This window comes from Streptomyces sp. NPDC030183, assembly GCF_055573455.1.
In genome coordinates, this window is record NZ_JBVIBK010000020.1 from 84,677 (window position 1) to 97,275 (window position 12,599).

General features: G+C 71.7%; 8 protein-coding genes. 3 read left to right on the forward strand and 5 right to left on the reverse strand.

Annotated features, from left to right (window positions below):
- The first annotated feature begins 154 nt into the window (after positions 1–154).
- The gene (locus tag ACZ4Z2_RS24140; protein WP_468078728.1) at positions 155–3,013 is read left to right on the forward strand and encodes a glycoside hydrolase family 3 C-terminal domain-containing protein; all 2,859 of its coding nucleotides are present in this window, start codon (positions 155–157) and stop codon (positions 3,011–3,013) included.
- Positions 3,014–3,204: 191 nt separating this feature from the next.
- Here ACZ4Z2_RS24140 and ACZ4Z2_RS24145 read toward each other — a convergent pair whose 3' ends face one another.
- Both ACZ4Z2_RS24145 and ACZ4Z2_RS24150 read right to left on the reverse strand, forming a co-directional pair.
- Positions 3,205–4,650: an aldehyde dehydrogenase family protein gene (locus ACZ4Z2_RS24145; protein WP_468078729.1), complete on the reverse strand. Its 1,446-nt coding sequence runs from the start codon at positions 4,648–4,650 to the stop codon at positions 3,205–3,207.
- 290 nt (positions 4,651–4,940) lie between these two features.
- On the reverse strand, positions 4,941–5,144 hold the full coding sequence (locus ACZ4Z2_RS24150; RefSeq protein WP_468078730.1) for a hypothetical protein: 204 nt from the start codon (positions 5,142–5,144) through the stop codon (positions 4,941–4,943).
- Between the two features lie 410 nt (positions 5,145–5,554).
- Here ACZ4Z2_RS24150 and ACZ4Z2_RS24155 point away from each other — a divergent pair, with 410 nt between their 5' ends.
- Positions 5,555–5,761 (forward strand): DUF397 domain-containing protein, encoded by a 207-nt coding sequence (locus tag ACZ4Z2_RS24155; protein ID WP_468078731.1) that lies wholly within the window; start codon positions 5,555–5,557, stop codon positions 5,759–5,761.
- Positions 5,762–5,765: 4 nt separating this feature from the next.
- Here ACZ4Z2_RS24155 and ACZ4Z2_RS24160 read toward each other — a convergent pair whose 3' ends face one another.
- The gene (locus ACZ4Z2_RS24160) at positions 5,766–6,617 is read right to left on the reverse strand and encodes a helix-turn-helix domain-containing protein (protein ID WP_468078732.1); all 852 of its coding nucleotides are present in this window, start codon (positions 6,615–6,617) and stop codon (positions 5,766–5,768) included.
- Positions 6,618–7,116: 499 nt separating this feature from the next.
- Here ACZ4Z2_RS24160 and ACZ4Z2_RS24165 point away from each other — a divergent pair, with 499 nt between their 5' ends.
- Positions 7,117–8,130, forward strand: coding sequence for a DMT family transporter (locus ACZ4Z2_RS24165; protein WP_468078733.1), 1,014 nt, complete (start codon positions 7,117–7,119; stop codon positions 8,128–8,130).
- A gap of 139 nt (positions 8,131–8,269) precedes the next feature.
- Here the strand turns inward: ACZ4Z2_RS24165 and ACZ4Z2_RS24170 are convergent, their stop codons facing one another.
- Positions 8,270–10,123, reverse strand: a complete 1,854-nt coding sequence (locus ACZ4Z2_RS24170; protein ID WP_468078734.1) for a PucR family transcriptional regulator — start codon at positions 10,121–10,123, stop codon at positions 8,270–8,272.
- Between the two features lie 173 nt (positions 10,124–10,296).
- A complete protein-coding gene (locus tag ACZ4Z2_RS24175; RefSeq protein WP_468078735.1) occupies positions 10,297–12,426 on the reverse strand; it encodes an ATP-binding protein in 2,130 nt (709 codons plus the stop codon).
- Positions 12,427–12,599: the final 173 nt, after the last annotated feature.

Sequence of the window (12,599 nt, forward strand, 5' to 3'; positions counted from 1 at the left end):
GGTATGGACAACTGGTGCGCGCCTCGAACGCCCCCCGGATGACGGCGAGGAAACGGATCTGTTGCGCCTTGGTCTCTTGACACCCACCCCACGGTCGAATGAGCATCGAAGCGCTTCGAAAGGTCTTGCCGCTCCATCACAAAGGGATCCTCAGGTGACCGCTCAGACGCCGCCCATGCCGCCGTTCCGTGATCCGCAGCTTCCGGTCGCGAAGCGCATCGACGACCTGCTCCAGCGGCTGACCGCGGACGAGCGGATCAGCTTCCTGCACCAGTTCACGCCCGCCGTCGACCGGCTGGGCGTCGCCTCGTTCCGCACCGGCCAGGAGGCCCTGCACGGGGTCGCGTGGATGGGTCCGGCGACGGTGTTCCCGCAGGCCGTCGGCCTCGGCGCGACCTGGAACGAGGACCTCGTCCGCCGGGTCGGCGAGGCGGTGTCCACCGAGGTCCGCGCCATGCGGGCCCGCGACGACCGCGTCGGCCTCAACGTCTGGTCCCCGACGGTGAACCTCCTGCGCCACCCGCTGTGGGGCCGCAACGAGGAGGGCTACTCCGAGGACCCGAGGCTGACCTCGGCGATCGCGACCGCGTACACCCGGGGTCTGCGCGGCGACCACCCCACGTACTGGCGCACCGCGCCCGTCCTCAAGCACTGGCTGGCCCACAACAACGAGACCGACCGCTCCGAGACGTCCTCCTCGGTCCGCCCGCGCGTCCTGCAAGAGTACGATCTGCGGGCCTTCCGCGCGGCCGTCGAGGCGGGCGCGGTCGCCGGCGTCATGCCCGCGTACAACCTGGTCAACGGCCGCCCCAACCATGTCTCGCCCTATCTGGCCGAGCATCTGCGCACCTGGACCGACGAGCACCTCCTGGTCTGCTCGGACGCCAGCGCCCCGTCGAACCTGGTCGACACCGAGCACTACTTCGACACCCACGAGGAGGCCACCGCCGCCTCGCTGCGTGCCGGAGTCGACAGCTTCACCGACCACGGCACCGACAGCTCGACGATGACCGGACGCATCCGGCGCGCCCTCGACCAGGGCCTGCTGACGCAGGACGACATCGACGAGGCGGTCCGCCGCCAGCTCTCCGTCCGCTTCCGGCTCGGCGAGTTCGACCCGGAGGCCGACCCGTACGCCGACACCAAGGACTTCGACACCCCGGCGCACCGTGACCTCGCCCGGGAGGCCGCCGAGCAGGCGATCGTGCTGCTGAAGAACGACGGCGGTCTGCTGCCGCTCGCCGAGGACACCCGGGTCGCCGTCGTCGGCCTCCTCGCCGACGAGTGCAAGCTCGACTGGTACAGCGGCACCCTCATCCACCGCTCGACGCCGCTGGACGGCCTCTACGAGCGGTTCGGCGCCGAGCGCGTGACGTTCGCGGAGGGCGTGGACCGGGTGAAGCTGCGCATGGCGGACGGTACGTACCTGACCGTCCCCGACTCGGCCGGCGCCGCCGATCAGGTGCGCGGCGCGGAGGGCGCCATCGACCCGGCGCTCCTCGCCGGCCGTACGGATCTGCCCCCGCTCACCACCGGCCAGGACGGCACCGAGCTCGCCCTGGTCGACTGGGGCGACGGCCTCCTCACCTTCCGTGCCCCGGACGGCCGTTACCTCTCCGTCGCCGAGGACGGCCGGGTCCGGGCCGCGGCCGACCAGCCGGGCGGCTGGGTGGTCCAGGAGACGTTCCGCCTGGAACCTCACGAGAACGGTCACCTCCTCAAGCACACGGGGACAGGCCGGTACGTGACTGTCGCCGCCGACGGAGTGAAGGTTGCCGACGAGGATCCGGCCGTCTTCGAACTCCTCGTGGTCCAGCCGGGCGAGGACGCGGTGACGGAGGCCGCCGCCGCGGCCGACGTGGTCGTCGTGGTCGCGGGCAACGACCCGCACATCAACGGCCGGGAGACCGAGGACCGCACGACGCTGGCCCTCCCCGCCCACCAGGAACGCCTGCTGCGCGCGGCCCGTGCCGCCAACCCGAACACGGTCCTGGTCCTGGTCTCGGCCTACCCGTACGCCGTCGACCCGGCCGATGCCGCCGCCGCCCTGTGGACCGCGCACGGCGGCCAGGCCGCGGGCACCGCCCTGGCCCGCGTCCTCGCCGGTGACGTCTCCCCCGCCGGCCGCCTCCCGCAGACCTGGTACGCCTCCGACGCGGACCTGCCCGACCTCCTCGACTACGACGTGATCGGCGCCCGCCAGACGTACCTCTACTTCGAGGGCGAGCCGCTGTTCCCGTTCGGCCACGGCCTGTCGTACGGCGAGTTCGCGTACGGGAACCTCGACGCCCGGGTGGACCAGGGGCAGACCGGCGGCGGGGGTGAGCTGACGGTGTCCTTCACGGTCACCAACACGAGCGGGGTGACCGCCGACGAGGTCGCCCAGCTCTACCTCCGCGCGGTGAACCCCTCGGTCCCGCGTCCGCGCCGCGAACTGGCCGGCCACCGCCGGGTCACCCTCGCGCCCGGCGCGGCGACGGAGCTGACCTTCCGGCTGCCGCTGTCCGTCCTGGAGTTCTGGGACGTGGCACACGGCACCTGGCGGCTGGAGCCGGGTGCGTACGAGGTGCTGGTCGGCGCGTCCAGCGAGGACGTCCGCCTCCGTGCGACGGTCACGGTCGAGGGCGAGCCGCTCGCCCCGCGCCCGGTGCGCGAACGGGGCCTGAACGCGGCGGACTTCGACGAGCAGCGGGACACGGAGATCGTCGATCTCACGAAGGTGTCGGGCGACGCGGTGACCCCTCGGGGCGGCGCCTCGGGCGAACTGACCTTCAGCCGCTGCGACTTCGGCCCCGGTGTCACCGGGGTGTCGGTCGACGTGGCGGGCGAGGGGAGCGTCGAGATCTCGCTCGTCGGCGGCCCGGTGCTGGCGACCCTGACGCTGGGCACCCCGACCGCGGACCCGTACACGTACACGACCCTCCGGGCCCCCGTCTCCGCCGCCGGCGTCCATGACGTCCACCTCGAGCTGCGCGGCCTTCTGCGGCTCGCGCGCGTCGGCTTCTCCGGTTGAGGGTCCGGAAACAAGCCGACACAGAAGGGGCCCGGCACCGGAAGGCATCGGTGCCGGGCCCCTTCATCCCGGGATCTGACCCCAGACTACCTGAAAACGATTGTCAGAAGCTAGGCATGGAAGTCACCGGCTTCACCGTCCGGGGACTTCCCTCTGGGGACTTCCGTGGACCTATGGGCTTCCGTGGCGGCTCAGAGCTGGAGGCCGGTGAGCACCAGCACCCGCTCGTACGTGTAGTCGTCCATCGCGTAGCGCACGCCCTCGCGGCCGACGCCGGACTGCTTGGCGCCGCCGTACGGCATCTGGTCGGCGCGGTAGGACGGGACGTCGCCGACGACCACGCCGCCGACCTCCAGTGCGCGGTGGGCGCGGAAGGCGGTCTGCAGGTCGTGGGTGAAGACGCCCGCCTGGAGGCCGTACTTGGAGTCGTTGACGGCGGCGAACGCCTCGGCCTCTCCGTGCACCTTCTGGACGGTGAGGACGGGACCGAAGACCTCCTCGCAGGAGATCGTGACGTCGGCGGGGACGTCGGTGAGGACGGTCGGCGCGTACGAGGCGCCGTCGCGCTTGCCACCGGTGAGGAGGGTGGCGCCCGCGTCGACGGCCTCCTGGACCCACGTCTCGACCCGCTTGGCGGCGTCCTCGCTGACCAGCGGACCGACGTCGGTGGCGGCGTCGGACGGGTCGCCGGTGACCTGGGCGTCGACCGCGGCCACGATCCGCGGCAGCAACCGGTCGTACACGGACGCGTCCGCGATCACCCGCTGCACCGAGATGCAGGACTGGCCGCCCTGGTAGTTGGAGAACGTGGCGATGCGGTTCGCGGCCCAGTCGAGGTCCTCGTCGGAGGCGTAGTCGGCCAGCACGACCGCCGCGCCGTTGCCCCCCAGCTCCAGCGTGCAGTGCTTGCGCGGCACCGAGTCCATGATCGCGTAGCCGACCTTCTCGGAACCGGTGAAGGAGATCACCGGCAGCCGCTCGTCCTGGACGAGGGCCGGCATCCGGTCGTTGGCGACGGGGAGGATGCTCCACGAGCCGGCGGGCAGCTCGCTCTCGGCCAGCAGCTCACCGATGACGAGACCGGAGAGCGGGGTGGCCGGGGCGGGCTTCAGGATGATCGGCACACCCGCCGCGATCGCCGGGGCGATCTTGTGGGCGCAGAGGTTGAGCGGGAAGTTGAACGGCGCGATGCCGAGGACGACGCCCTTGGGGAAGCGGCGCGTGACGGCGAGCCGTCCCTGACCGCCCAGGTCGGTGTCGAGGCGCTGCGCCTCACCGCCGTTGAACCGGCGGGCCTCCTCCGCCGCGAACCGGAACACCGACACGGCACGGCCGACCTCGCCGCGGGCCCACTTGATGGGCTTGCCGTTCTCGGCGGAGATCAGCTGCGCGATCTCCTCGGTCCGCTCGGCCAGACGCCGGCTGACATGGTCCAGCGCGGCGGCCCGTACGTGCGCCGGGGTCGCGGCGAACTCGTCCCGCACGGCGTACGCGGCGGCCACCGCCTCCTCGACCTGCGCGTCCGTCGGCACGCTCACCGTGCCGACGAGGCGGTCGTCCCACGGCGACGTGACATCGAACGTGGTCTCACCGGTGGCCTCGCGGCCGGCGAGCCAGAAGGCATGCGTGGCGGTCATAGTCGTTCCCGGCCCTTCGGTGCGTCTCTGTACAGCCTCTTCTCGCCTCCACGGTAGGGCCGGGGAGGCGAGGGGTCGTTTGTCCGGCGCGTATGAGTGGGGCGGGGGGTTGCTCCGCTTTGGTGCGGTGGTGGTGGGGGCAGAGCCGGGCGCCGGACCGTCTTGGCGGCGCACACGTGCCCAGCGGTGACCGCGGCCCGCGCGGTACGGACCACGACGGCGGCCGACGCCGATGGCGACGGCCGCCTCGACCGGGGGGACCCAGCACGGCAGGACGTCGGCGCCTGGCGCTAACGCAGTGCTCGGTTGATCTCCAGGACGAGCAGGGTGACCGCGACGAAGGTCCCACCGCCCCACTGGACGATGTCGCGGGGTTCGGCGTGCATCGCACCGGCGACCAGGGCTGCGGCGAAGGCGAAGGCCAAGCCGGCGAGGAGTGCGATGAGAACCATCAGGGCGCGGTGCGGCGGCATGGAGGAAGGCGGTGGTGTCATCAGGGCCGCCCCCTCCCTATCAGCGAGATCGAAACGGTCCGCTGGTGGATCAACGGCGACCCGGCGAGCAGGCCGGTGACGATCTGGCCGTCGTCGTGGATCGGGCTACTATCTGCCATGAGGCTTCCTTCGTCCGTTCACTGCGAGAAGGTGCTTCACATGGAGGAGTTCTCGGTTTCGAGCTGTGCCGGCCGAGCCGGGAACTCCTCCTCACAAAACTCGCGCATGCGCGCTTGTTTATGACCGGTAATGGTCTTGCCTATCGCGCCTGGGTGCGCATCACGATTTCGCCGCGTGGGCTCCTCCTCGGGTCTTTGTGGACTGATGGCTATTGAGCGGCCTTGGCAGCGGCGTTGCGTGACGTCATACTGCGTGAGCAAGCCCGAACATGCGTGGCGGGCAGGGGGAGGATGGCGTTGTCGGATCCGGTAAGTGCCTGGCGCAAAAGCTCCGTCAGCGAGATCACAAATTGCGTAGAAGTGTGCTTACGCGACAACTGCACCCTCGTCCGGGACTCCAAGTGCCCCGATGGGTTATTGGTGATCATTGGCGCCCCAGGTTGGAAGTATTTCCTCTCGGCGATCCAGTCCGGCCAGGGAGATTTTCGCCTGGACTGATCCGCTACACGGGATCATGTGTGACCGACAACTCCTCGACCGGCCTCGCGTACGCGTTCTCGACCTCCCAAAATGCTTCCAGGTAGTCCTCGACACTGCGTTGCACGCCCACCATGGCTTTGTCGCGGACGATAACGCTGCCATCAGGGTTCTCGAGGTACACCACCATGTCCTGTTGTGCATGGGGGAACTCAAAGATCACATACGGGGAGCGCAGCAGCGGATACAAGCCGGATTCAAAGGGGACGATGCCGACCCGCACGTGGGAAAGCGCGCTGACCTCTCTCAGGTGATCGAGTTGCGCCCGCATCACAGCGGGGCTGCCGACCACGCGCCTGAGCGCCGCCTCGTCGATCAGGAACCGCAGATCAGTTCCGCTGGAAGCCTGCAGCAGCTTCTCCTGACGCCGCATGCGAAGTTCCAGGAGCTCCTCCTTCTGCGGCACAACCGACCGGGCGAGGATCGCGCGAGCGTACTCTTCCGTCTGCAGGAGTCCCGGAATGAACAGGACTTCGAAATTCCGCACGACCGACGCGGCTGCCTCGTAACCGAGATAGGACTTGAAGCCCTCGGAGAGGATATGGCTGTACTCCTGCCACCACGGCTGGCGACGGGCTTCGTGGGCCGCGGCGAGTAGATCGGCAGCCTCCTCCTCCGGCACCCGATAGAAAACGATCAGGGCTCGTAGATCAGTGATCGAGATCTTCGTCCGCCCCGACTCCAGCCGCATGACCTTCGACAGGGACCACACCATCTCTTCAGCCACGTCGGGCTGCGAATACCCCGCCTTCTTGCGCGCCGCTTGCAATTGAGAACTCAAGCGCTTGCGGAGGTACATGGGGTCGGCATCAGGCATGAAGATCTCCTCGGGTGCCTCAAGTCGGTTCGCAGCATTGCTTCCTGACTGTATGTAAGGCGACCAGGATCGCTACGCTACGCGGTTTTCTGCTACGTGTCACTATGCCGCCTCGGGCGTTGACGCCGTCGACGCTTCCGCCAGGAAAAGCGGTGACCCCAGAGGAGAAACGAAACTTCCGTGGAGTTTCATGACGAACGACCATTGACGTGTTCACCCGTTCGAAGGGTGGGGAAGCGGGTCGCTTGATGTCCGGTCATGATCACGCGAGCCCCGGGATTCGGCGTCGAAGCGTCATGGGACAGCCTCTGCCGGGACGCCTGCGCCGTCGGCGCTGCCCCCGTTGCCGGGTAGCGTGATCACATGCAGCTGTTTCTGACGCCTCCGCCGCCCGCCGCTTGAGGCGGGCAGTCGTGCACAGCCATCCCGAGGTGCCGGGATGGCTGTGTGGGTTGCCCACGGAAGAGAACGTGCCGGCAACCATTCAAGGAGACCTCAGTTGCAGTCCTCTTCTGCCCTGCCTGTGCGGCAGGGTGTTCTCTACACCGCGATCGCGGCCACGGCGTGGGGCACTGGCGGTGCTGTGGCCGCCGAACTGTACGACGTCGGGGGGATCGGCCCCATCTCCGTTTCCTTCTGGCGATTTCTTACCGGACTCGGACTACTCCTGACCGCTCATCTGGTCCGGCGGACCCGGCGGTCGGAGACGGCGCTCTCGCTGCGCGCAACGTACGCGGCGGACCCCCGGCGAGCCCTGGTCACAGGCTTCGGCCTGGCCGTGTACCAGACGGCCTACTTCGCCTCCGTGCAAGCGGCCGGACTGACCGTAGCCACCATGGTGACCCTGGGCTCAGGTCCCGTTCTGGTCGCCGTGGGAGCCCGGCTCACACTGAGCGAGCGCACCGGCGGCGCCGGAACCGCCGCCGTGGTGAGCGGCGTCATCGGCCTGGTGCTGCTGATGTGCGGCGCAGACGGGAACACCGGCCCGGCTCCCCTCCTGGGCATCGGGTACGCGCTGCTCTCCGCAGCCGGCTACGCGGGCGTGACTCTGCTGGGCCGCTTCTCCGGCCGGAAGAACGCCGGTGGAGCGTTCGAAGCGACGGTGACCGGCTTCGCCGTGGGTACAGTCTGCCTCCTGCCGATGGCTCTGCTGGAGGGCGTGCTGCCCGACATGGAGCGTGCGGCCTGGACCCTGGGCCTGCTCCTCTACTTGGGAGCGGTGCCGACGGCGCTGGCGTACACGTTGTTCTTCGTCGGCCTCCGAGCCGTACGGGCGACCACGGCCTCCGTGGTCGCCCTGGTCGAGCCGCTCACCGCGGCGGTCATCGGCATCCTGGTCTTCGACGAGCGACCCAACGCGATCATCCTCACCGGCACGGCCCTGCTGCTGTTCGCCGTGCTCTTCCTCGCCGCAGACGAAGGGGGCCGCCGAGCGGCGACCCGACGGACGCCCGGCCCCAGCGCCGACCACGGCCGGAACACGTCGTACCCGGCCGCGCAGACCAACGACTGACGCCGACGCACCATGCGCAGGCGGGGAGTGGGCCCTGGTGGCCCACTCCCCGCCGTCACCCCGGTAGCCGGGGGTCGAAGGGGCGCAGCAGCCCCTCGGGATGGGATGGGTAGGGGCGGCGCGGGCGAGGGAGCCTCCGTCACTCGCCCGCCGCTGATGTCGTCTTCAACGCCAGCCACAGCTCCATCCGGACATCGGGATCGTCCAGCGACCGGCCGAGGATCTCCTCCACCCGCCGCATGCGGTACCGCAACGTATGCCGATGCACTCCCAGGTCCGCCGCCGCCGCGTCCCACTGCCCGTGCCGCGACAACCACGCCCGCAGTGAGGCGACCAGGTCTCCCCGCCCCGTCGCGTCGTGCTCCCGCAGCGCGCGGAGCAGGCCGTCCGCGAAGGCGCGCACCGCGTCGTCCGCGAGCAGCGGCAGCACGGACCCGGCCGCCAGCTCCTCGTGCTCGACCAGGCACCGCCCCCGGCGCCTCGCCACCGACAGCGCCTGCTCGGCCTGCTTGTACGCGGCCGAGACCGCTATGGGCCCGGCCGGCGCGGAGAGACCGACGACGGCGTCCGCCTCCTCTGTGAAGGGGGCGGACGCCGAGGCCGAGGCCGGCCCCTTGGCCGAACCGGCAGCCGCGAGCGCACCGGCCCCCGTGGGCGGACCCCCTGCGGCCGGAGCGGTCACTGCCGACGACGGCGCTCCCGGCCCCCCGGCCGGAGACCTCCCCGCGGGCCCCGTTCCCCGCACCGGCGCGGCCCGCGCCGTCTCCAGCGCCGCCGCGAACTCCTGGCACGCGGCCACCGCCGCACCCCCGTCCACGGCGAGCACCACGAGCCGCTCCCCGTCGGGCACGACGAGCACCGCCTCACCGCCCCGCGCGGCCGCCGCCTCGACGACCTCGGCGAGCTGCCCGAGCGGATCACCGTGCGCGGACGCGGCGACCGGCGCGGCGGCCCGGTACCGCCCGCTCTCCCCGGTGCCACCGCTTGCCGTGCCGCCACCGGCCACCGCCGCGCCGCCGCCGACCGTGCCCTCGGCCCGTGCCCGGGCCGCCGACGCCGAGCCCGACTCCGCCAGGATCAGCCGGAACGGCGCGTCCAGCAGCTCCCCGTACAGATCCCCGGCGACGGTCCGCGCGTGGTCCGGCTCACCGGCCAGCAGCATCCGCAGCACCGCCGCCCCGATCCGCTGCTCGGCGGCGTGCAACGAGCGCGACTTCTCCGTCGTCAGCGTCAGCAGCGCGATCGCGGAGTGCACGGCGTACCGCTCGGCGGTGCCCGGCGCGGCGGCCGTGCCGACGGCGAGCGCGGCGCGGGCCCGGCGCCCGGTGCCGAGGGAGTGCAGCTCGACGCGGTCCTCGCCGCCGACGACCACGCTGGCCGGGGCGGGCCGGTCGCGCAACCGTTCGACGTCGGCGGTGAGCCGCCCGGCCCGCCGCTCCGCCCACTCGGGCGCCGCCGCGACAACGGCACCGGAGGCGTCGTACAGCGCGGCCCAGCCGTCGACCTGGGAGGCGAGCGCGGAGAGCACCCCCTCGGGGCCGGCGCCCAGCGCCTGCTTGGTGAGTTCGCGCTGTGCGGCGAAGCCCGCCGTCACGGCCCGGTACTGGTCGGCGGCGATGGCTGCCGACACCGCCTTGCTGATGGCGAGGAAGGGCGTGCGCCGGGGCACCTCCAGCAGGGGCAGCCCCTCGGCCTGCGCCGCCTCGACGAGCGCCTCGGGGACCTCCTCGTAGTTCACCCCGACGGCGAAGCCGAGCCCGACGACTCCCGCTCCCACCAGCCGCCGTACATAGCGCCGCATCTCCCGCGGATCCTCCGCGTCCAGCTTGAGCGCGGTGATCAGCAGCAGTTCGCCGCCCTCCATGTAGGGGACGGGGTCGGCGAGTTCGCTGACATGGGCCCAGCGGACGGGTACGTCCAGGCGGTCGCCGGCCGCCCGCACGGTGAGCTTGAGCGAGGAGTGGTGGACGAGCGAGGCGAGCGTCGGGGGCATGGGGCCTTCAGAACTGTTCGGACCGGCGTCGGGGCATCGGGATCTCGGCCGTCTCCGTCTCGGCGATCACCGTGGGTGCGTTTTGGCCGCCACGTATGAACGGCCTCTGCCGATTCTGCCTCACCGTACGGTCGCCGCGCGCCCTCTCGGCCCCGACGGCCGGCACGGGTCGTTCAGTTCCGCAGGTTCACCAGCAGCGGCGGCGCGTGCTCGCCCCGGACGTCGGTCAGGGACAGCACCGCGTGGCCGGGCGGCACGGCGTGCGCCAGTTCGGACGCCGACCAGCGCTCCCGCTCGACCTGTCGCACGGTGACGGCGCGGGCGGTCGGCGCCGACCCGGTGATCACCCGGCGCAGCGCGTGCCACGCCTTGCCGGCCGGGGAGTCCGCGATGATCTGCCGGTCGGTGACGTCCCGTGCCTCGGTCCACTCCTTGCCCCAGACCTCGGCGAAGTCCTGGCCGTCCCACGGGGTGATCCCGGACAGCGCCATGCGGCAGCCGGTCGCGCCGAGCAGCGGCCCGCGCAGCGGCCGGGGCACGTCGTCGAGGGTGCGCAGGGTGAGGACCGTGCCGGCGTTGGTGGACCGCAGCCGCTGGATGCCGCGTACGGCCTCGGGGGTGATGACGCCCGTCGCGTCGTCCAGCACCAGGCACGCGAACAGCGAACGGTCCTCCCGTACCGCCACGCTCGCGGTGAACTGCGCGAGCACCAGCCGGGCCAGGATGCGGGAGGCGTCGGCGTGGCCGCGCTCGGGGAGGTCGACGCGGACCCGTACGGGGTGGTCGAGCGCCCGCAGGGAGAAGGGCCGGGACTGTCCGGAGGTGTCGAAGAACCCGGCGAAGGCGGGCCGGTCGAGCAGGGCGACCCGGTCGGCCAGGACGGAGCCGACGTCGCCGGGGTGACCGAGCTGACGCTCCCGCGCGTCCAGCTCCCGCAGGAGCGACTCCTGTCCGGCGTCCTGGAGGGCCTTGCGCAGCTCGCCCAGCGGGCCGGGGGCGCCGTCCAGCAGCTGCCGCAGCTGCGGCACCGACGGGAACCGCCCGTGCACCGCCCTGAACGGCCCGAGCAACTGTGCGAGCACGGTGGTCGAGCGCCGGCTGTCGCCGCCGGGGTGCGGGTCGGCGAGGTCGCCCACGAGCGCCTCGGCGAGGACGGCGGCCGCCTCGTCGGGGTCGGTGGTGCCCCCGTAGAGGTCGAGGTCGTACACGGACTCCGGGTTGCCGATGCGGACGACGACGTCATAGGCGTCGGCCGGACCGAGGCCCGCGCCCGCCGCGCCCACGACCACGACGGCGGCCCGGCCGGCCAGCGCGTGCAGGCACAGCGACTCGGCGACGGGCCACACGACGCCCCCCGTCTTCCCCGATCCGGCGGGCCCGACGGCCAGCAGGGACGTGCCGAGCAGTTCCGGGCCGAGGGCGAGGCCGGTGCCGCGGTAGGCGTAGGGGTTGCGGGGGTCGTCCGCCGTCGTGCCGAGCCGGACCTGCCCGGTGACCATGTCGTGCTGGGCGAGCCGGCCCGGGAGGTCCCGCTCCCCCGAGGGGTGCAGACAGGCCGCGGCGCCGTCCTTCAGCACCGCGCCGGTGAACGTCGCCATGCTGTGCCGCCCACTGCGCACCCCCTGCCACGCCCGCATGATCCGCGCGTGATCCACATCCCGCATGAGCCCGGCCCTGGCCTCGGACACGAGCCGGTCGGCGACCTCGACGGCACCGGCCTCCCTGAGCTGCGGCCATTCGGCGGGGTCCCGCTCGGGCGGCGGTACGACCTGGCGCTCCTCGGACTGCCGGAAGCGCGGGGCACCGTACCGGCGCCAGACCTCGCCCCAACGGCCGAGCCGCCCGACGCCGATCATGATCGCCAGGGCGACGACGGTGTACCAGACGTAGCTGAGGACCACGGCGGAGTACGAGTGTGCGGGGGCCCAGGAGTCCGGGATCATCGCGTACAGCGGCACCAGCCACCAACCGCCGAGGTAGCCGTTCCACAGCAGGGACCAGATCAGCCAGCCGACGAGGAAGGCGATGACCGCGCCGCCGAGCAGCTGGCGGCCGGGGACGACGTCGGGCTCCTCCTCGGGGCGCGGGCGGTGGCCGAGCCGCCAGACGCCGGGCGCCGCGTCCGGTCGGGGGGTCCGCAGCCAGGTCAGGAAGGCGTTCCCGTCGGGCCGGGGCGGCGCTCCCGGTACGCCCGTCGGCATGGGAGGCAGCGGAGGTACCGCGGGCATCTCCGGCGACCCCGCCGGACGCGGCACAGGATTCGCATGCGTGCCCCGCGCGTCCCGCGTCCCGTCGCTGTTCATCGCCTTGCCCCCTGACCAGCCGTTCCGTCAACCATCAGCGAGTCAATCTAACGCTCCCGGAAAGGGAGTTCACCGCTTACGTGGCCGGGTACTCACCCGGGCTCACCGATTTCCGCGGTGGGACGCACACCCGTGCCCACGGTTCCTCCATGTCCAACGCGGACAAGACGAAC

Coding starts and splice junctions, on each gene's coding strand:
- ACZ4Z2_RS24145 (WP_468078729.1), bottom strand. CDS start 4,650: ATGACCGCCACGCATGCCTTCTGGCTCGCCGGCCGCGAGGCCACCGGT.
- ACZ4Z2_RS24170 (WP_468078734.1), bottom strand. CDS start 10,123: ATGCCCCCGACGCTCGCCTCGCTCGTCCACCACTCCTCGCTCAAGCTC.
- ACZ4Z2_RS24160 (WP_468078732.1), bottom strand. CDS start 6,617: ATGCCTGATGCCGACCCCATGTACCTCCGCAAGCGCTTGAGTTCTCAA.
- ACZ4Z2_RS24150 (WP_468078730.1), bottom strand. CDS start 5,144: ATGACACCACCGCCTTCCTCCATGCCGCCGCACCGCGCCCTGATGGTT.
- ACZ4Z2_RS24155 (WP_468078731.1), top strand. CDS start 5,555: ATGGCGTTGTCGGATCCGGTAAGTGCCTGGCGCAAAAGCTCCGTCAGC.
- ACZ4Z2_RS24175 (WP_468078735.1), bottom strand. CDS start 12,426: ATGAACAGCGACGGGACGCGGGACGCGCGGGGCACGCATGCGAATCCT.